22 protein-coding genes and 1 pseudogene are annotated in these 19,838 nt (G+C 43.4%); 9 read left to right on the top strand and 14 right to left on the bottom strand.

Annotated elements, in window-relative coordinates; genetic code table 11:
- Positions 1-39 precede the first annotated feature (39 nt).
- The 7 genes from FTU37_RS13850 to FTU37_RS13820 all read right to left on the bottom strand — a co-directional run bounded on the left by FTU37_RS13850 (position 40) and on the right by FTU37_RS13820 (position 6,842).
- Positions 40-1,089 (bottom strand): cyclopropane-fatty-acyl-phospholipid synthase family protein, encoded by a 1,050-nt coding sequence (locus FTU37_RS13850; RefSeq protein ID WP_180124501.1) that lies wholly within the window; start codon positions 1,087-1,089, stop codon positions 40-42.
- An 8-nt stretch (positions 1,090-1,097) separates the two neighbouring features.
- Complete coding sequence (locus FTU37_RS13845) at positions 1,098-1,877, bottom strand: DUF1295 domain-containing protein (protein WP_180124500.1); 780 nt, start codon at positions 1,875-1,877, stop codon at positions 1,098-1,100.
- 25 nt (positions 1,878-1,902) lie between these two features.
- Positions 1,903-3,099 (bottom strand): cyclopropane-fatty-acyl-phospholipid synthase family protein, encoded by a 1,197-nt coding sequence (locus FTU37_RS13840; RefSeq protein WP_160241402.1) that lies wholly within the window; start codon positions 3,097-3,099, stop codon positions 1,903-1,905.
- On the bottom strand, positions 3,096-3,890 hold the full coding sequence (locus FTU37_RS13835) for a DUF1365 domain-containing protein (RefSeq protein ID WP_180024909.1): 795 nt from the start codon (positions 3,888-3,890) through the stop codon (positions 3,096-3,098). The genes FTU37_RS13840 and FTU37_RS13835 overlap by 4 nt, the downstream gene beginning before the upstream one ends.
- Before the next feature lie 9 nt (positions 3,891-3,899).
- Positions 3,900-5,174, bottom strand: coding sequence for an NAD(P)/FAD-dependent oxidoreductase (locus FTU37_RS13830; RefSeq protein WP_180124499.1), 1,275 nt, complete (start codon positions 5,172-5,174; stop codon positions 3,900-3,902).
- A complete protein-coding gene (locus tag FTU37_RS13825; RefSeq protein WP_120364913.1) occupies positions 5,171-6,157 on the bottom strand; it encodes an acyl-CoA desaturase in 987 nt (328 codons plus the stop codon). Before FTU37_RS13825 ends, FTU37_RS13830 begins: the two co-directional genes overlap by 4 nt.
- Positions 6,158-6,293: 136 nt before the next feature.
- Complete coding sequence (locus FTU37_RS13820) at positions 6,294-6,842, bottom strand: lipocalin family protein (protein ID WP_168379793.1); 549 nt, start codon at positions 6,840-6,842, stop codon at positions 6,294-6,296.
- Between the two features lie 708 nt (positions 6,843-7,550).
- Between FTU37_RS13820 and FTU37_RS13815 the strand changes: the two genes are divergently transcribed.
- From FTU37_RS13815 to FTU37_RS13805, 3 genes are all read left to right on the top strand, one after another.
- Positions 7,551-7,766 carry a cold-shock protein gene (locus FTU37_RS13815; protein WP_019837890.1) on the top strand — a complete coding sequence of 72 codons (216 nt, stop codon included), beginning with the start codon at positions 7,551-7,553 and terminating at the stop codon, positions 7,764-7,766.
- Between the two features lie 101 nt (positions 7,767-7,867).
- Positions 7,868-8,095: a hypothetical protein gene (locus FTU37_RS13810; protein ID WP_004761266.1), complete on the top strand. Its 228-nt coding sequence runs from the start codon at positions 7,868-7,870 to the stop codon at positions 8,093-8,095.
- A gap of 61 nt (positions 8,096-8,156) precedes the next feature.
- Positions 8,157-8,354: a hypothetical protein gene (locus FTU37_RS13805; protein WP_130132566.1), complete on the top strand. Its 198-nt coding sequence runs from the start codon at positions 8,157-8,159 to the stop codon at positions 8,352-8,354.
- A gap of 158 nt (positions 8,355-8,512) precedes the next feature.
- Here the strand turns inward: FTU37_RS13805 and nudC are convergent, their stop codons facing one another.
- A complete protein-coding gene (gene nudC, locus FTU37_RS13800) occupies positions 8,513-9,286 on the bottom strand; it encodes an NAD(+) diphosphatase (protein WP_171525965.1) in 774 nt (257 codons plus the stop codon).
- A gap of 383 nt (positions 9,287-9,669) precedes the next feature.
- Here nudC and FTU37_RS13795 point away from each other — a divergent pair, with 383 nt between their 5' ends.
- Both FTU37_RS13795 and FTU37_RS13790 read left to right on the top strand, forming a co-directional pair.
- On the top strand, positions 9,670-11,193 hold the full coding sequence (locus tag FTU37_RS13795; protein ID WP_180124498.1) for a cryptochrome/photolyase family protein: 1,524 nt from the start codon (positions 9,670-9,672) through the stop codon (positions 11,191-11,193).
- 1 nt (position 11,194) lies between these two features.
- On the top strand, positions 11,195-11,347 hold the full coding sequence (locus FTU37_RS13790; RefSeq protein WP_168379796.1) for a DUF2256 domain-containing protein: 153 nt from the start codon (positions 11,195-11,197) through the stop codon (positions 11,345-11,347).
- Here the strand turns inward: FTU37_RS13790 and FTU37_RS13785 are convergent.
- From FTU37_RS13785 to FTU37_RS13775, 3 genes are all read right to left on the bottom strand, one after another.
- On the bottom strand, positions 11,344-11,598 hold the full coding sequence (locus tag FTU37_RS13785; protein WP_180022958.1) for a TIGR03643 family protein: 255 nt from the start codon (positions 11,596-11,598) through the stop codon (positions 11,344-11,346). The two genes, FTU37_RS13790 and FTU37_RS13785, sit on opposite strands and share 4 nt — an antisense overlap.
- Before the next feature lie 197 nt (positions 11,599-11,795).
- Positions 11,796-12,197: a hydroxyisourate hydrolase gene (uraH, locus tag FTU37_RS13780; protein WP_168378003.1), complete on the bottom strand. Its 402-nt coding sequence runs from the start codon at positions 12,195-12,197 to the stop codon at positions 11,796-11,798.
- Positions 12,198-12,207: 10 nt separating this feature from the next.
- Entirely contained in the window at positions 12,208-12,696 is a 489-nt protein-coding gene (locus tag FTU37_RS13775) for a heme-binding protein (RefSeq protein WP_180027295.1), read from the bottom strand.
- A gap of 106 nt (positions 12,697-12,802) precedes the next feature.
- Here FTU37_RS13775 and FTU37_RS13770 point away from each other — a divergent pair, with 106 nt between their 5' ends.
- Entirely contained in the window at positions 12,803-13,474 is a 672-nt protein-coding gene (locus FTU37_RS13770; RefSeq protein WP_168378005.1) for a heavy metal response regulator transcription factor, read from the top strand.
- The gene (locus FTU37_RS13765; RefSeq protein ID WP_168378132.1) at positions 13,471-14,853 is read left to right on the top strand and encodes a heavy metal sensor histidine kinase; all 1,383 of its coding nucleotides are present in this window, start codon (positions 13,471-13,473) and stop codon (positions 14,851-14,853) included. The genes FTU37_RS13770 and FTU37_RS13765 overlap by 4 nt, the downstream gene beginning before the upstream one ends.
- A gap of 13 nt (positions 14,854-14,866) precedes the next feature.
- On the opposite strand, the gene FTU37_RS13760 is transcribed toward FTU37_RS13765, so the two are convergent.
- The 3 genes from FTU37_RS13760 to FTU37_RS13750 are packed head-to-tail and all read right to left on the bottom strand — an operon-like array spanning position 14,867 to position 18,019.
- The gene (locus tag FTU37_RS13760; RefSeq protein WP_180022959.1) at positions 14,867-15,580 is read right to left on the bottom strand and encodes an ABC transporter ATP-binding protein; all 714 of its coding nucleotides are present in this window, start codon (positions 15,578-15,580) and stop codon (positions 14,867-14,869) included.
- Entirely contained in the window at positions 15,573-16,796 is a 1,224-nt protein-coding gene (locus tag FTU37_RS13755) for an ABC transporter permease (RefSeq protein WP_180124497.1), read from the bottom strand. Before FTU37_RS13755 ends, FTU37_RS13760 begins: the two co-directional genes overlap by 8 nt.
- Positions 16,793-18,019, bottom strand: coding sequence for an efflux RND transporter periplasmic adaptor subunit (locus FTU37_RS13750; RefSeq protein WP_180124506.1), 1,227 nt, complete (start codon positions 18,017-18,019; stop codon positions 16,793-16,795). The genes FTU37_RS13755 and FTU37_RS13750 overlap by 4 nt, the downstream gene beginning before the upstream one ends.
- A gap of 563 nt (positions 18,020-18,582) precedes the next feature.
- Between FTU37_RS13750 and FTU37_RS13745 the strand changes: the two genes are divergently transcribed.
- The gene (locus FTU37_RS13745) at positions 18,583-19,314 is read left to right on the top strand and encodes a Fic family protein (protein WP_120403233.1); all 732 of its coding nucleotides are present in this window, start codon (positions 18,583-18,585) and stop codon (positions 19,312-19,314) included.
- Positions 19,315-19,487: 173 nt separating this feature from the next.
- Positions 19,488-19,712: pseudogene (locus FTU37_RS13740) on the top strand (transposase); the annotation flags it as partial.
- Between the last annotated feature and the right edge of the window lie 126 nt (positions 19,713-19,838).

Below are 19,838 nucleotides of genomic sequence, written 5' to 3'. Positions count from 1 at the left end.
TGGTGCATTCCTCGCTGGCCCATCCGATTCGCCATTCAATTATACGGTTTTCTTTTTAAACAGAAAGTGACCGATCACCCACTCGCGTCCATGCTCATAACCGAACAGCTCGGCACAGGCCATAAAGAAAATCCGCCAGCGTTGCCACCAGATGGCGGCATCTGCACCATAGGTCTGTTCAAACAGGGGCTGCAGCTCGACCTGTTTACCATCCATATTTTCTAGCCAAGCATTTGCGGTACGTTCATACTGCGTACCCGCCCATTGCCAGTGCTGCTCTAATTGCAAATGCTGCTGGAAATGTAGAAAGGTCGACGCTGCCGGCATCAGTCCGCCACTAAAGAAATATCTCGACATCCAGTCGAATTCATTTTTCACTTCAAACGGATAATGCAGGAAACGGTGACAGAAAATATGGCACCAGAGCAGACCATCCGCTTTCAGCCAGCTGCTGATATTTTCAAATAGTTTTTGATAGTTGCGTACATGCTCAAACATCTCCACTGATACCACACGGTCAAATGACGCAGGTTCCAGTTGCAGTACATTGACGTCGCAGGTGATCACCGTCAGGTTCTGCAGTTTTTTCAAACGCGCCTGTTCCTGAATATACTGGCGCTGGGTCGAGGAATTCGACACCACCGTAATGCGGGCCTTGGGATAATGCTCGGCCATATACAGACTCAACGATCCCCAGCCACAGCCAATTTCCAGAATATCCTGTCCATCTTTTAACTGTGCACGCTGGCAATAGCTGGCCAGTGCGGCTTCTTCCGCCTGATCCAGGGTGGTATGAGTATGTTCAAACAGGCTAGCGCTGTATTTCAGACGCTTGCCCAGCACCGCCTGGAAAAATGCGGTGGGCAGTTCATAGTGCTGTTCATTGGCCTTTTCGGTCTCGATGGCAATCTCGCTGTTTTTCAGCATATGCAGCACATCCATATAGCGCCGAGCTGCCAGTGCCGGGTCAAAGCGTCCTTCCTGTGCCAGACGTTTTTTGCTTAGGCTGCGAATGCCCGCGCGAATCACCGAATCGGGCAGCTTGCCGCTTTCGACCAGTTTTAAAGATTGTTGAATCATAAAGTCCATGTATTTACCTACTGTTTGGGTGGCCACGGAATAAACATTGAAGTTCGTCGTTGATAGTCTTTATAGTTGTCACCACGGTGGGCGAGCGCCTGTTGTTCACTAAAGGGAATCCCGGTGATGTAGTACAGAAACAGCCACATCAGCAGCGGATAAATCCATAATCCATAGGCACCTGCTGCCAGACCAAGGACCGGATAGGCAAACCAGTGCAGCCATTCAAAGAAATAATTGGGATGGCGCGAGTATTTCCAGAGTCCCCGATCCATGGTTTTACCCGTATTTTGTGGATTGAGCTTAAAATGGTAAAGTTGCTGGTCAGCGGTACTCTCACCGATCAGCGCCAGCAACATGATCATGCCTGCCACAATCAGCGTCACTGAGGTCCAGTCATTCCACTGCTGCACCGGAATGCTTAGCAGTTCCAGCATCGGATAGGAAAACAGCACCACCAGCCCGGCCTGAAACATAAAAAAGGCCAGAAAACCGAGATGCTGGTAATCGCCCATAGCCCGGCGCATATTGGCATAACGGGTATCTTCTACAGTTTCATTGGCATAACGGCGCAGCAGATGCCAGGTCAGGCGTAAAAACCAGATGCCACTCGCCACGCCCAGAAACATGCGCACCGGCAGCGGAGCCGTTTCCACGACCCAGGCCGCGATAATGACGTTGAGTGCAATACTGAAACTCCACGCTACATCGACCAGTCCGGCACGCTGGTTATAGGTCACCAGCAGCCAGCTACACAGCATGATGAAGACATTCAGCACCAGTAAATTCAGCAGCATGTCGGCCCTCCTGTTTTATCTTGGCTTAGTAGGCACTGGCTTCGAACAGCAGATGTACATCACTGATCACGCCTTCGCGGAAGCCACCTTCGCAATAACACAGATAAAAATCCCACATGCGGATAAAACGCTCATCAAAGCCAAGTTGCAGGACCTGATCATGCTGCTGCAAGAAACGCTGACGCCAGCAGTGCAAGGTCTGGGCATAGCTCTGGCCGATATCTTCCAGATGTTTAAGACGCAATTTTTGTTCGGAAGCGGTCTGGGTCATGACACTGATACAGGGAATAAAACTGCCCGGGAAAATATAGCGCTTGATATAGTCCACGGTATTCAGGGCTTTGGCATAGCGTGCATCTTCAATGGTGATGGCCTGAATCAGGGCCAGACCATTCGGTTTCAGCAGCTCACGGCATTTCTGGAAATAGGTGGATAAATACTGCTCACCTACGGCCTCGATCATTTCAATCGACACCAGCTTGTCGTATTTGCCTTCCAGTAAGCGGTAATCTTTCAGCTGCACAGTCACGCGATGGGATAATCCTGCTGCCTCTATTCGCGCGACCGCTTCATCATATTGTGCTCTGGAAATGGTGATGGTGGTGACCTTGCAGCCATACTGCTGCGCGGCATAAATGGCAAAACCACCCCAGCCGCTGCCAATTTCGACCAAATGATCCATCGGTTTGAGTTGCAGTTTCTGGCAGATCAGCTCTTTTTTATAATCCGAAGCCTGTTCCAGACTCATGCCCGGCTCTTTAAACACCGCACTGGAATACATCATGCTGTAATCCAGAAACAGCTTGAAAAAGTCATTGCTCAGGTCATAATGCTCGGCAATATTTTTGCGGCTGCCATCAATCGAATTCTTGCGCGATTTATACCAGACCTTTAACAGTAACTGGCTGGCTTTGGCCACTGCATTCTGATTCATCTGGTCCAGCACATCGCGGTTACGTGCCAAAATGCGGATCACATCGACCAGATCTTCACTGCTCCAGTAGCCACGGATAAAACCTTCGGCAGCACCCAGTACACCATTACGGAACAGCAGATCCATCAGACGGACATCATGCACCTGTATCACCGCCTGTAAATCGCTATTTTCCCCGACAGCCCCATTCCAGACGCCTTTAAAAATCAGCTGACCATGGCGTAATTTCAGCAGGTGGCGCAGTACCACCGGCAGTGTGCTTTGCTCTCCCATGAATAGTGTCTTCATCGCAATGTGTTTCCTTTTTCTTTTTTAGGATGTCGGTAAAACGGAATTTTCTTTTTCCATAAACGAAAGGCGTGCAGATAAATTCCGCTGACCATCCTGAAGGGTTCAAGAACTTTCAGTACAGCATAGCGATGCTGCTGTGAAGGAACCGTGATGGCCTGCAAGGAAAATTTCAGGGTGGCATCGAATTGCAAGATTCCCTGCTCAAACAGCTGCATATGAATCACGTTCTGCCGATCCGAAAAGCTGAAGCGCCAGCGATAATCCAGCCCCATCGGCATGAAAGGCGACACATGAAAGGCCTTTTTAAAGTCAAACTGGTGACTCTGATACGGCGCATGTTCGTCTGCATTGTTCCGGCAGTCGTGAATGTAGACCTGTCGTTCATTCCACGGTGTGTTGGTGATTTCACTCAGCACAAAGAGCAACTGGTCGGTGGCACCAAAGACCAGATAAAACACTACGGAATTGAAACGGAAACCCAGTGTGCGCGGCAAGGCCAGCACCCGGATGGAAGCGGCATGCGGTAACAGATAGTTTTCCCGCTTGATTAGCAGGCGTGCAACTTTCTGCCGGATTGAACCACATTCCATGCTCAGAAAATCGCGCTCATCCAGGGTCAGAAAATTCCAGCGGCTGGAAGACCAGAGCCAGGATTTACCGGTAAAGGTCGCGAGCTGATCCGGATCAAACCATAGATAGGTTAGCTGGGTCTCAAAAGCATGGGCTTTGGGCAAATAACGTCGGTGCCGGATTTCGGCAGAGGCAATCGCCAGTGGATACATCTGCATCATGTGCTCCTAGGCGGCCTGTTTCAATAGCTGATCGACTACCCAGGATGCACTACGGGCACCATCCTCATGAAAGCCCCAGCCCCAATAAGCACCGCAGTAGGAGGTGCGGTTTTGGCCGTTGACCTCGGCCCAGCGTTGCTGTGCTTCAATCGCCGGGGCATCAAACACCGGATGACGGTAATGTCGTTCTACCCAGACTTTTTTCGGATTCAGGGCAAAATTAGGATTCAGGGTGGCAAAGACCTGGGTTTTGCAGTTCAGGTTCTGCAATTGGTTCATCCAGTAGCTAAAGCCATAATGTGTGCCACTGTGCTGGAATGGCGTCTGTTCAGTGGCCTGAGTCGGCGTGACGTGTACATGCCAGCTGGCCCACTGGCGACGGGATTTGGGCATGATAGAGGTATCGGAATGTACCACCATGCGGTTATCCTGATAGCGGAACTTGCCAAGCACGTCCAGCTCCTGCGCGGTCGGGTCTTTCAGCAGTTTCAGGCTGTCGTCAGCATGACTGGCAAAGATCACCCAGTCAAAACGCTCACTGCCCTGTGCTGTTTCAACCAGCACATCATTGGCACTCCGCGAGACATGCAGAACGCCGGTCTGGCGGAAGGTAATATTCGTCTGGGACTGAATCGCACGAACGTAGCGAGCCGATCCACCCTTGACCGTGAGCCATAACGGCCGGTCTTTCAGTTGCAACATGCGATGGTGCTGGAAAAAGCTCACCACAAATTTATAGGGAATCTGTCCGGCCTGTTCCACCGGACAGGACCACAGTGCCCCGCACATCGGGTAGAGATGCTCTTGACGAAAGGCATCGCTATAACCATGTTGATTTAAATACTCATCAATACTGAGCTGTGCATCGACCTGCTCGACATCCAGATCTTTATTGGCGGCATAGAAGCGGAACAGATCCGACAACATCGCGCGAAAATCAGCCTTGAGGAAATTTTGTGGCCGCACCAGCAGCGAGAATTTTTTTGACGGATTGTACTGCAAGCCGCTGACCTGATTATTCACCGAAAAGCCCATATCACTGCTTTGCGACTGAATCCCGAGCTCTTTCAGCATGGCGCAGAACAGTGGATAGTTATGCTCGTTAAACACAATAAAGCCACTGTCGACGGCCACCTGTTCGCCATCGATATTCAGCTGATGGGTATCGGTATGACCACCAAAGTAGTTATTCTTTTCAAAGACTGTGACTTCATGCGCTTTGCTGAGTTTCCACGCAGCGTACAGACCGGAAATACCTGAACCAATAATTGCAATTTTCATGGTGATTCCTTTGAATGAATAATCGGAGTGCCGGTCTTCACAGCTTTTTTCTGTTTTCGAGCCCGTGCAATTTTACTGACATCATAGACACGTGCCGGAATGGGCTTGAGTCCCCAGACCAGCCCGAACAAAGACATGAGTTTCAGCAGGTAATAGGTCACATCAATCTGCCACCAGTAAAAACCCTGCCGGGTACTGCCGGCATAATAATGGTGATTGTTGTGCCAGCCTTCGCCTAAGGTAATAATGGACAAGAATAAGTTGTTGCGGCTGTGATCTTCAGTGTCAAAATCCCGGCTACCATAATGATGTGCCAGTGAGTTAATACACAAAGTGGCATGGAGCAGTAACACAGTGGAGACCACAAATCCCCAGACCAGCAATTGCAGGCCGGAGGTACCGAGTTGCGGCCAGGTCATAGCCAGCCACCCTCCTAGCGCATAAATCCCGCCCGCGGTCAGCAGCACCACAATTAAACTGAAACGGTCCAGCCAGATCAGTTCCGGATATTTTAGCCAATCTCTAATGACTTCTTTTCGCGTGGCAAAGTTATATTCATTTAAAAACCAGCCAACGTGGCTGTACCAAAAACCATGCGTGGAGGAATGCGGGTCTTGCAAGGTATCTGTATAGCGATGGTGATAACGGTGATGCGCCGCCCACCAGAGCGGGCCACGCTGCGCACTCATGGTACCCATCAGCACAAACAGGAACTGTACCAGACGCGAAGTCTGAAAAGTTTTATGTGACAGATAACGATGAAAAAAAGCGGTGATGGAAAACATACGGATCAGGTAGAACGCCAGCATAAAGCCCAGCGCAAACCATGACACCCCCACCCAGAACACGGCGAGACAGGCCAGATGCAACAGAATAAAGGGTAAAATCCGGAGCCACTGAATCTTGCTGTTTTCAGCCGTCAGTGTGTCGGGCGCTGTGGGTGTAGACCAGCTGTCTATCCATCGCATCAGGCTTTTCAACATGGACTCATCCTACCTTCAAGCGGTTGTCTTTATTCTATTTGATGAGTCTAATCAGTCAGATATGAATTTTATGTGAAGTGAAATAAAAAAAGCCGAACTGTAGAGAGACTAAGCAGTTCGGCAAAAGGGTAGCAGATTAATGCGGCAATTTGATCAGTTTTGTGATGTCATAACCATAATATTTTGCTGTTTCCAGATAGGACTGATAGGTGGCTTCATCCAGTTGCGGTTCACGCGATAAAATCCACAGGTATTTGGTACTCGGTCCACCGACCAGCGCCACTTTATATTCCGGATCGACGCGTAATACCCAGTAATGCCCTTTGGTAAACGGAATCCATCTTAAACCTGGCGGCAAAAAGCTGACCTTCAGTTTGCTGTTGCCCTGATTTTGCGGATAGGCCACCCCTTCAGAGCTGATCATTTTACCATTTTCAATTCGGCAGCTATTTAAGACGCCCATGGTCTGATCGGCATTGACAGTGTAGTGTGCCGAGATATCCAAGACACATTTACGCTGAAAATACATCGGTAAATGCGCAATTTCATACCATTTACCAGCATACTGCTGGATATCCACCTGATTGACTGCCCGAGGGTTAACCGTTTCAGCTCGAGCAGTAAAGCTTAAGCTGATGATGGCCAGCGCTGTAACTGCAAAAACCGACTTGAATAGCATCTTCATTTTTAAGCCTTGTTGTATTTGAGACTTAAGATAACCCAGGTGGGTGTGAACAAAGCGTGAAGATAAAATGGTGAAATTCAGTATTTGTGATTGAATAATTTAAGCTGGATTAACCTTATTGTCCGTACAATCATTTTATGAGAAAAATTAGCTATCCTAGAATGAGGTTATTATCAGTATCTTTATATAGGTTTAGCTAACACAGTCGCAAATGAGTAGATTTAGTCCTACCCGCTTGGTTCGGTGATTTTTTCTTACATCCCGTGATCATTAATAGAGTCAAATTTGAAAGCTAATATAAGCTTAAGCTTTATGCATATGTAAAAAAATCATCATTCCTGAAATTAAAAACATTAATATTATTATTACAGAGCTATATAATCGCATTCATTTACTGGTCAAATTTATTGCCCCAGTAGATTAACTTTGTTTTATTATAATTACAATAAAATATATAAATCAGTCAGATAACTAGATTTTTAATAAGATAATTAAATATACATATAAAAAAACTTGATTACTCCTGTTTTTAGGGTATAGTTAACTCAACTAGAAAAAAGTCTTGTTTCATTAAATCTCTCTTAAGTATCGTCGTTTTATTCATAATTCTTCGTTTTTTCAGATTTTAAGTTTCATTCTTTATTATTTTCAAAGTTATATTCAGTCAATAAAATGACTAAAAATTATTAAAAATCAGTAGGATTTATTATGTCAAACTCAAATGTTGTTAAAGGTACCGTTAAGTGGTTCAATGAAACTAAAGGTTTTGGTTTTATTCAACCAGAATCAGGTCCAGATGTTTTTGCGCACTTCAGTGAAATTGCTAACTCAGGTTTTAAAACCTTATTCGAAGGCCAACAGGTTGAATTTAGTATTGCTCAAGGTCAAAAAGGACCGAATGCAGTCAATATTGTTGCTATATAAGCACTAATACGAGTTGAAAAAGCACTACTCAGTGCTTTTTTAATTTTAAAGAAAAAGTTGTTCTTCCATAATGGAAAAAAATCATAAAAATAGGATACAAATTGTTAAAAGTTAATGAATTAATTGCAAAATCTAAAAATGGTACCGAAATTATCGTTTCTTTAATTCCCTTAAATAAAATGCAGAATACACGTCAAGGTTTTAAAGAAATTGAAGTGGGTAAAAGAGTTCTTCTGGAATCTGGAATTGAGGTAGATTTAAACTTAGATGGTCGTACATTTTATACGTCTTTAAATCAATTATTTAAGCTAAATCAAAAAGTTATTTAAAAAATAATATATTGCTTAATTAATTGAATAGCCGCTCCATAATCTTGTTAAAGGTAAAATAATGTTTAAACAAAATCTAAATGTAAAAGACCAATTCGGTATCAAATATTCTATTCAGGCCACGGTTGAGCGCAATTTTAGTGCTAGCCAGTCTTGTTCCCATGTCAAATATATTACTGTGGATAGTGAAGATATTCGGCCCAGCTTTGAAATGTTTTTCCAAAGTACTTCTAGCGGAAAAATTTTCAAGATTATTTAAGTCGATGAACTACTCACAGCTAAAACAAAGCCGATAATATAAAAATATTTATATCTTATAGCTTTATATTATTTATAACCAATATAATAATTTTAAATTTCTAGTGGCTTAACTCGCCCTTAAAAGAGCGAGAATGCGCACTATATTTGTTTAAAATTTCAAAGCCATTCTTTGCTGTCATCGGCAACAGGTGTGCCATGCATCACATGCTGAATCATGGCATAGGCGATACTGCCCTTGAACGGAGTTTCAGGTAACTGATCAAACTTAAAAAACTGCGCATCGCTGAGTTCATTTTCCTGAATCTTGATCTCGCCTGCATGATATTCTGCCCTGAAGGCCATCATCAGATTGCTGGGAAACGGCCACGGCTGGCTGGCCAGATATTGAATGTTTTTGATCTGCAGCCCCACTTCTTCCATCGTCTCACGGCGTACCGCCTCCTCTAGAGTTTCGCCCACTTCGACAAATCCGGCAATAAGGCTGTACATCTGGGTTTTGCTGCGGGCGTTTTTCGCCAACAGAATTTCATCTGTACCCCGGGTAATGATGGTAATCACACAAGGATTTACCCGCGGATACTGGTTATAGCCACAGGATGGACAGAGCATGGCATAGTGGCTGGCGTGCTGCTGGGTGGCGTGAGCGCACTTACTGCAAAAGCGGTGATTACGGCGCCATTCTAGCAACTGTACCGCACGGCTGGCCTGTTCAAACTGCGGTCTGCTCCAGACTTGCACCAGTTGCCGGATCGGAACCAATTGATAACCTTTAGGCACTGGTTCGTCTTCTTTAAGATCACGTGCAATGATCTTGCCATTTTCCGAGAGGTCTAGATCATGCTGCAATCTTGCTACCTGTGGCAACTGAAAATGCTCATCCACTAGTAATTGTTGCTGTCTAAAAATATATGCTTTTGAATGCATACTCATGACATCCACTGATTAAAAAAAATCCCATACATAGGAGTGTATGGGACAAAACTAAGGAAGCTTACATGGAGTAACTTCTAAGCAGATACTAGGTGCAAGCTGCCTGAATTACAACCATAATAATTTGTATCTTTTTGATTAAAATCACATAATTTTCACACCACCTATGCATTAAGGAATGATGCAATGTGAATTTCATCAATGGGCTGTAGCATTACAGAGATGGACAGTCTTTTATTGCAGCAATCATGATTCCTGTGCAATGCCAGCTGATCATCTGGTCGAGTTGAATTGATTCAACATGCGCGTTGATCTTTATTTTCACAAAAAATTGAACTGTTCGGCTTTACACTGCGCTCTCTTTCACTGGTTCTGAGATAGGTATGCGTTTCGGTTTAATTCTAGGTGACCAGCTTCATCATCAGCTTGCTACGCTCAAAGCGCTGGACCGTACCCAGGATGTGATCCTGATGGCCGAAGTAGTTGAGGAAGCCACGTATGTCGCGCATCATCCGCAGAAAATTGCCCTGATTTTTAGCGCCATGCGTCATTTTGCCAAAGAGCTCAAGGCCGAGGGCTGGCGTGTACGTTATCATGCTTTTCAGTCCGGCAGTCCGATTCGCAGCCTGCTGGATTTTGTGCAGGGACAGCAACAGCTGTTCCCTGTCACAGAACTAGTCATGACCCAATGCGGAGAATACCGCTTGCAGCAGCAGATTGAACAGCACTGGAGCCAGCAGCTGCAACTGTCGGTACAGTGCCTGAATGACGACCGTTTTTTCTGTAGTCTGGAGCAGTTCCGCCACTTTGCCAGTCGCTACCAAACACTGCGTATGGAATATTTTTACCGAGAAATGCGCAAGCAGACTGGTTACTTGATGCAGAGACAGCAGCCCATAGGGCAACAGTGGAACTATGACAGCGCCAATCGCAAGGCTTGGTTGGGCAGTCCGCCCTTGCCCCCGCAACTTAATTTTGAACGAGATCAGATTGATTTAGATGTGCTTGCACTGGTTAAACGTGAGTTTTGCCAGCATTCTGGAAGTCTTGCCAATTTCCGTTGGGCCACCACACGCAGTAATGCCAAGCGTGTTCTGGAACATTTTATTGCCTATAGTTTGCCTTATTTTGGTGATTATCAGGATGCTATGGCACAGGGTACAGACACGCTGTTTCACAGCCTGCTCTCACCTTATTTAAACTGTGGCCTACTATTGCCCAAAGAAGTCTGTGATGCGGCAGAAGCTGCCTACCATGCCGGTCATGTACCACTGAATGCAGTTGAAGGTTTTATCCGGCAGATTCTGGGTTGGCGCGAATATGTACGAGGCATTTACTGGCTATACATGCCGGAATATGCCAACCGCAATGCACTGCAGCATTCGTCACCGCTGCCACAATTTTACTGGACTGGTCATACCCAGATGAACTGTATGGCGGAATGTTTTCGCAATACTTTCCAAAATGCCTATGCGCATCACATCCAGCGTTTGATGATTACTGGCAACTTTGCCCTGTTAAGTGCTGTAGACCCGCAGCAGATCAGTGAATGGTATCTGGCGGTATATGCAGATGCCTATGAATGGGTAGAACTACCGAACACGCTGGGCATGGTAATGCACGCTGATGGTGGGTTAATGGCCAGCAAACCCTACGCCGCTTCGGGCAATTACATTAATAAAATGTCAGATTACTGCAAGCACTGTACCTACAATGTCAAAACCCGTACCGAGCCGGACAGCTGTCCATTTAACAGTCTATACTGGTTTTTTATGATTCGGCATGAAGCGATATTTCGTACTCATCCACGTATGGGCATGATCTATCGACAACTCGATAAACTTCAAGATCGGCAGCAGATTATCACCTATGCGCAGCAGCTCCTTAGTCGGATTGATGAGTTATAAAATGAAAAAACATCATCTTCCTAAAAAAATCTGTATTCACTGCTTACGCCCATTTAACTGGCGTAAGAAATGGCAACGTTGCTGGGAAGAAGTCAGATACTGTTCTGAACGATGTAAACGTGAGTCCAGACGGTGTACAAAGTCAAGCGCTTAGAAACGTTTATACTGCCTTGAACAATAAGCCCGAATTACATCAGGTGATCGCAGCTGCAAATGCTTGGTTTTTCGACCGGTAACCCGTTCACGCCACATTTTAAAACTAGATACTTTCAAGTTTTTTCGCATCAAACGAATCACAGTCGCTTCATTTAAACCATACTCACGTTGGATAGCTTCAAAAGGAGTTCGATCTTCCCAGGCCATTTCGATAATTCTTGATAAATCTTGTTCAGCAAATTGATTCACGCCATTCTCATTTTTAATCAAATAATAGTAAAAGCTAATTTTTGGCCTTTAAGCCTCATCACATCCTTTGTACAACTTGAATCTATTCTGATTCGGTGAAGAGTATAAAAATATGGGCATGAATTTTTTGTGATTCTTTCTAACGTTTACTAATTATAAGCAATTAAAAGGGCTAGTTTTACCAGCCCTTTAGATTATCAATTACCTCGGTAGGTCGAGTATCCATAAGGGCTTAATAATAAGGGAATGTGGTAGTGACTGACACTGCCATCAACTTTGAAAATAACGGGGACTTCTGGGAAAAAAGTGCTCTGATTATTCTTTTTGAACCAGTCACCAGTTTTGAACGTGACCTTATAAATCCCTTGCGCTAACGGCTGATTTTCAGGAAAAAGTGCTGTAATACGACCATTCGACCCTGTAACTTGCTGATTCAGCTGCACCCATTTATTGCCAGAACTCTTTTCGAGCACTACTTCAACATCAGCAGAAGGTAAGCCATTTTCTAGATTTAACACATGCACACTTAATGGGTTATTTTGTGCAAACGTCATTGATGTTAATAACAGTGTTGAGAGTGGTAAAAACTTCTTAAACATAATGGAATCCTTAACGATTAAAACTATACTGAATGGCTGCCTCAGCACAATACTGATCATTTTTGGCGCCTCCTGCACCCGCAACCCCAATTGCACCGACCACCTGATTTTCATAACGCACTGGTAAACCACCTCCTAACAACAGCAAATTAGATAAAGTGGTTAAATTTTTTGCATCACTGTTTTCATGAGCATTTTGACTTAACAGCAAGGTCGCTGTTTTGGTCGATAAAGCGGTATAAGCTTTCTTTTCGGCTGCGCCCAAATTATGGGGGCCGACATTTTCATGCCTACTCGCCATCAAGGTATTTCCTCCCCGATCAACCACGACCACAGCAATATTGTGCTGTATTTTTTGACAAGCAGCCACTGCGGCATCAACAAGGATGTGTGCAGCGTTGGAATCGAGTGAATAAACTTGATTCAATTGAATGGTTTGTGCAAAAGTACTGCTACTCATCAGCATTACTGTTAAAACAAACCCTTTGAGGTTGTTCATCATGATTGCCCCGAATTAAGTTTTACAAAATCTTATACAACCTGAATGATTTGAAGCATGACAATCACATTACAAAGTTGTCATCTTCAAAATGAGTCTGAGCAAAATGTGTATTCTAATTATCGAAGATGAAGTGAAGATCGCCTCATATCTCGTGAAGGGCTTAAATGAATCTGGCTATGCCGCTGAATGTGTTCATTCAGGGCTCGAAGGCTTGGAAAAACTAAAAATACAACCTTATACCTTGGTCATATTAGATGTGATGCTGCCCGATATTGATGGCTGGGCAGTCTTAAAAGTATTGCGTCAATTTTCCCATATACCCGTGATTTTTCTCACTGCCAAAGACCAGATTATTGATAGAGTCAAAGGTCTGGAACTAGGTGCCGATGACTATCTGGCCAAACCTTTTTCTTATATTGAATTACTTGCGCGCATTAAAAGCTTACTGAGACGGCAACAGTATGTTCAGGAAAACGAGCTATGGATGGGCAACTTAAAAATGGACTTAATCCATCATAAAGTTTGGCGACATGAGCAGTTAATTGAACTCAGTAAAAAAGAATTTAATTTATTGCACTTTATGCTGCGGCACCCAAATGAAATTATTACGCGTAGGCAAATTGCTTCCGAAGTTTGGCATATCAATTTTGATACCGATACGAATTTTATTGATGTCGCGGTACGACGCTTACGCAGTAAAATTGACGAGGAGCATGAGATAAAATTAATTCATACTGTCCGTGGCTTGGGCTATAAAATTTCGGTTGAAGCATAATGTTCAAGCCCATTCGCTCTTTAGAACTCCGATTAACGCTCTTGGTTACAGGGTGTGCTGCAATGGTCTTGTGCGCTGTAGCATTTATGACCTATCTGGGTATCAACCAGATTTTAATTGCTCAGCAAGATCGGGCTTTGGTTGAACGAATTGAGCGACTGGAAATTTTGCTGCAAGACAGTAGTAATATTGAACAGATTATCGCTCGCCCGAAGCTGTATCAAAACATGTTGGGAAATCAGGATAATTTGTTTTTATTGATTCAGGGCAATCAGATTCTCATCAACATCAATCCTCTTGGCATTCCTCTGCCTGAATTTACCCATCAGCCACAGATTCAATTCCGAGATTTATCAGCTCATACTTACCCCACCCGTATTGCTTGGAAAACCATTCAAATCAATCAGCAGCCCTATGTGTTAATTGCAGGCAAACAGTGGTCTGAACGTTTAGCCATCATCTCGCCTTTTCAAAAACGTCTTTTCATTTATGTATTTACAGGCATCTTAGCCATTTTCATACTCTGTGCCATTGCTAGCCGTCTGGGATTGAACGCATTAAGAACTCTGCGAGAACAAACCCATGCCATTAATATTCAGCAACTTGAGCAGCGACTCAATCTGGTTCATCCCCCTCAAGAGATTGAACAACTAGCATCCGATATCAACGCCATGCTTGACCGTATTGAAATGGGATATAGCCAACTGAATCGCTTCTCTGAAGACATTGCCCATGAATTTAGAACCCCATTGAATAATTTAATCGGGCAAACCGAAATTTTACTCATGAATGAACGTAGTCCCGCACAGTATCAGGAACTCTTGATTTCCAACTTGGAGGACTATCAACGTTTAAAACGAATGATTGACAGCATGTTATTTCTCGCCCGCGCAGATGCACACAAAGTTTGCTTAAACAAACAGAAGATTCAACTTCAATCATTTATAGAAAATATATTCAGTATTTTCGAGTATCAAGCTGAAGAACAACACTGCAATTTTGTTTTAAGGCTTGAAGCGACTGAGCTATCGGCAGATCCTGAACTGTTACAACAAGCGCTGTATAATCTAATATTAAATGCGCTCATTCACGGCAGCAATTACCGAACTATTTATGTGCTTAGCCACAGAAAGAACATTAATAATATGCAGATGATTACATTATCTGTGATCACCAGTGGTTTGGAAGTTGCTCCTGAGCATTTGCCTCATCTCTTTGAGCGTTTTTATCAGTGCAGTTCCAGCAGACAAAGCCCTCATCAAACGGGTGGTTTAGGCCTATCGATTGTGGCATCCATTTTAACGCTTCATCAGGGAATGTATCAGGCAGTCAATAGCGCAGAAGGCATCTGCTTTGAACTGCTGTTCCCAGAAGAGTAACCCACATTCGCACTCATTTCATCTCGTGTTTGGAATCACTCTGAATTCTCCCATCCACCAGATTAATGGTTCTATCACAGGTTGCCGACAATCTAGGATCATGAGTCACCAAAAGGACTGCACAGTCATGTTCGCGATGTACTTTACGAAATAATTCAAACATTTCCGCAGCAGTTTGAGTATCCAGATTACCTGTCGGCTCATCGGCCAACAATAGCGCAGGCTGAGTAATCAGTGCACGTGCAATCGCCACACGCTGCTGCTGCCCCCCAGAAAGCTCATTCGGTTTACGGTCAGCGAACTTATCTAAGCCAACGGCGGTCAATAATTCATGGGCATATTGCAACGCAAATTGATCTGGCTTGCCTTGCTTCAGCATTAATGGCATGAGTACATTATTTAAGGCAGTAAAGGCCTGTATAAGATGATGGAACTGAAACACAAAACCTATACTATTGCCACGTAACGCTGTCCGAGCCGTATCATCCATACTGCTTGTCGCCTGACCCAACAAGTACAACTCACCACGACTAGGCTGATCTAATAAGCCAAGAATATTCAGTAAAGTACTTTTGCCTGAACCAGAAGGACCAATTAATGCAGCAAAGTCATTACGTTGAATACACAGATCAATCCCATGTAATACCTCCACTTCATTAGGTTGCCCAACATTGTAGGACTTTCGTAATGCTTCTAAACGCAGTACTTCCTGAGATGGATCAAACATGACGAATTGCCTCCACAGGATCGAGTGCAGCCGCCCGACGGGATGGTATTGCAGCAGCCAAAACCCCTGTCAAAGTCGCTAAGAATAATGCCGACAAGATAAGCTTGATTGAAATCGAAATATAAAACAAACCAGGACCAAACTGATTAAATCCCCAGATCAAACCATAACTGACTACACTACCAAGCATCGAACCAAGCAGACCAAAAATTGCTCCCTGAAACAAGAAAACTCTTAAAATTTGTGCTTGTGTCGCCCCCGTCGCACGTAAAATACCGATTTCCCGAGTTCGTTGCACCACACTCACCGACATCACACTGGCAATGCCAAAAGCGACTGAAATCCCTACAAAAACAATAATCATGTTTGTAGAAAGACTTTGAGCGGTAATCGCATTCATTAATTGAGCATTGGTTTCAATCCAGCTTTCTGCTTTTAATCCTGTCAGGCGTCCAACTTGTGAGGCAACTTGATCCGCCTGAAAAATATCTTGGATCGTCAGATCAATCACGGTGACCCCACCCGGCAAATTAAGTAAAGATTGCGCCTGTTTCAAATCCAGATAGACATAGCGCGCATCCAATTCACGCACACCCAATTCAAATATTCCAGAGATGTTCACAACTGCATTTTTCTGTTGCCCGGTATCTAATCTTAATTTGCTCCCAACTTGCACACCCAAATCTTTGGCTAATTGACGCCCAATTAATACATTATCCGCACTGACCTGTAATTCACCACTCACCATATATTGCTTCAACGGAATAATCTGTTGATAACGTTCAAGGTTGATACCAACCAATGCAATAGATTGAATCGCATCTCCGCGCTGTACAAATGCAGGACCTGAGACCACAGGAGAAACCGCAGTCAACACCGGTAAATGATCTAAAGTCCCAGTAATCTGCTGCCAATTATTAATAGAACGTAAGCGTTGTGCACGCTTATCTTCTTGTAACAACTGAAGTGTTCCTGCTGCTGGTGGCACAATACGATTCACCTCATCTGGTGAGAGCAAACGAATATGCGCCTGTGTCCCTAAAGTTCTTTCTACAATATTCGATTGTAAACCCTGAATTAAGGCGCTAATGAACACAATGACGGCTACCCCCACCGCGACGCCAATGGTAATCATCATCGACTGTGTGCGACCCTCTCGCAAAAAACTGATTGCGATGGTCCACTCGGTCCAAAGTCGCCTAAAAAAGTTTTTCAATCGAATTTCACCGGTAATTCATTTTTGCTATTTTTCTGATCCGTTTGACTCTGGAAAACAGGTTTAGTTTTCTCTATTCGGACACGAGTTCCATCTTTAAGCACTGATTCTGCATCGGTAAGGACGTGATCACCTTCTTTCAATCCAGCTACAACTTCCGACATGACCAAACCACGTAAACCCAGTGTGATGGGATGACGTTGAATTTTTCTATCTCTTACTAAAATAACCATAGCCTTGTTTCCACTTATACTGCTTAAAGCATCATTTGGAATGACCAGGGTTCGCTCGCGCTTGTTGGTTTCAACATTTACCGATACCGTCATGTCTTGACGCAAAAAATCAGGGACTGGATCAACTGTTAATCGAACGTCTATTGTGCCACGTTGAGCATCAATACTTGGGGCAATAAAATTAATATGGGCAGGAAAAGGTTGATCTGGATAGGCATCCGTAATCACTGATGCTTTTTGTTGTAAAGCCAGCAGTGGTAAATTTCGTTCATCAAATTGCACTCGTATTTCAGTCGCACCATCCAGTGCAATAGTGAAGAGAGTCTGACTCGGTTGTACCAGATCCCCTGGCTCAACATTACGCGTTAAAATAATACCCGAAACTTCTGCACGAATTTTGGTCTTGGCAAGTTGCGCTTGAAGTGCAGCGAGTCGTTCGCGTAATTTTGTCTCTTCAACTTTATTTGGGGCAAGTGAAGCAACTTTTAATCGAGCTGATTCCAAATTATTACGGGCGAGTTTTTCTGCCTCTATCGATTTCTCCCTTTCCTCTGCTGATAATATTCCTAATTCGGTATTTCGTCTGCGTACCGCCTCTCTTTGAGCCTGTTCTAATTTCACTTTGGCATTCGCTAAATCGAATTCTGCTTGCGGACGTCTAGTGGTTGCGAGTTCCTTTAATTCAGCTTCTGCCTGCCGCACCTGCGCTGAAATTTCATCAGATTTCAGTACTAAAAGAACATCCCCTCGAGAGACCCGATCTCCCTCTTGAACCAAGCGCTCAAGAACAACCCCTGTAATTTCACTACCAATCTGAGTCCGAGATACTTTCTCTACCCGTCCTGAAGCAACAACTGTCTGAATCAATGGACTAGATACGACTTCATAACTAGGTAACAATGGTCCTTGCCACCAGCGATATATAGCAAAACTGACGAGCAAAACCAGTAGTATGATCATGATCCAAGGCTTATAACGGGTAACAAGCAATTCCATTCTCCAAGCCAGATTAAAGAAAAGTTTTTGAATTGAATAATTAATGTCTAGTTAAATATATATGAAAATTTAGTTACAACACAGCAAATTAAAAAAGCACACCATTTTTATTAAATTATTTTCTCTTACTGTTATAGTTTTTTCATAATTTTGATTAAAAAAACAAACAAAAAATAAACCTATATTTCTATATATTTCATAATTTTATATAAAATAATAACACGTTTTAGACTTTAACATTCCAGCTATCAATAACGTAATACATAGCCATATTTAGTAAAGTAGCTGTGATGGCGTCAATTGAACTCAACTCCCAAGCTATTGATTTAGTGAACCATAAAGCCAATAGCATTTTTCCTGTACCCATTTTTTACCCAAATTAGATTTAGTGCATTGAATCACAAAATTTATTTTGTTCAAATCCATTAACAGGATTTGAAATGGTGTCCCGATTTTAACACGTACGCATTCAATATTAAAAGATATGTTATAACATTACTTTTTTATATTTGTTTTTTTCATGTATCATTCAAGAGTACAACTTCAGGGTGAAAGTTATGTTTGACAATATAGATGCCTTAAAAACAAAATTAGATCAGCATCGTCCTCTTTCTCCTGCAATTGTAAAAAATCTACAAGAAGATCTTATTGTTCGCTGGACATATCATTCAAATGCAATTGAAGGCAATACACTGACATTGCTAGAAACAAAAGTGGTTTTGGAAGGCATTACCGTTGGTGGAAAAGCATTACGAGAACATTTCGAGGCAATTAACCATAGAAATGCGATCTATTATGTTGAAGATATTATTCGTAAAGAAGAACCTTTTTCTGAATGGCAGATTCGTAATATCCATCAACTCATTCTAAAAAATATCGATGATGACAATGCAGGACGTTATCGCCAACAAAACGTGTTGATTTCAGGTGCTACGACTAACCCACCCGACTATACACTGTTGAATGATAAAATGGCTCAGCTTGTCGATTGGTACAATACTGAGGCACATAAGCTACATCCTATTGAACGTGCAGCTAAAGTACATGCAGACTTTGTAGGCATTCATCCATTTATTGATGGGAATGGTCGTACATCACGCTTATTGATGAATCTCGAATTACTTAAAGCTGGATATCCGCCTTGTGTGATTACAGTAGAAAATCGTTTGGCTTACTATGAAGCTTTAGATCAATGGATGGCTTATGGTAAAACTGAAGCATTTATCCAATTAGTTTCTGAGGCTGTGCTTGATGGATTTAAACCATATCAAGTTGTATTGGGGATTTAAATTTATTCTGATCCTAGACAGTATCATGGACAATCGATCCCTCTAAATTCTTAAAATAATTCTGTTCAAAAGCTTCAGGGCTTAACCAGCCATTTGCAGAATGCCGTCTAATTCGATTGGGCTTTGTTGCACAAAGCTGTTCTTAAGGGCTTCTTCGGCAATATAATTTCCAAATGAAGAAGCCTACACACAAAATCTATCGCACAACCAATTGGCCCGCATATAACCGAGCTCTCATTAATCGTGGGAATATTGCTATTTGGTTCGATCCAAAAACACAATGGTATGTACAACCACAAGGCAAACATGGTCGTAATCAAACTTATTCCGACTCAGCCATTCAATGTTGTTTAATGATCAAATCTCTATTTCGCCTGTCTTTACGTATGGTCACAGGTTGATGTGTGCTGAAAAAACAGGAGGTTTTAACTTGGTAAACTAAACACACTCATCAGGAGTTTACCATGAGCAAGAAACACAAGACTTACACCACAGAATTTAAAGCTGAAGCCATCAAATTAATT

It is taken from the genome of Acinetobacter sp. YH12097 (genome assembly GCF_013419225.1).
Lineage (GTDB): Bacteria > Pseudomonadota > Gammaproteobacteria > Pseudomonadales > Moraxellaceae > Acinetobacter > Acinetobacter amyesii.
Note: the sequence above shows the minus strand (reverse complement) of the source record. Positions and strands in the feature narration are given on the sequence as shown.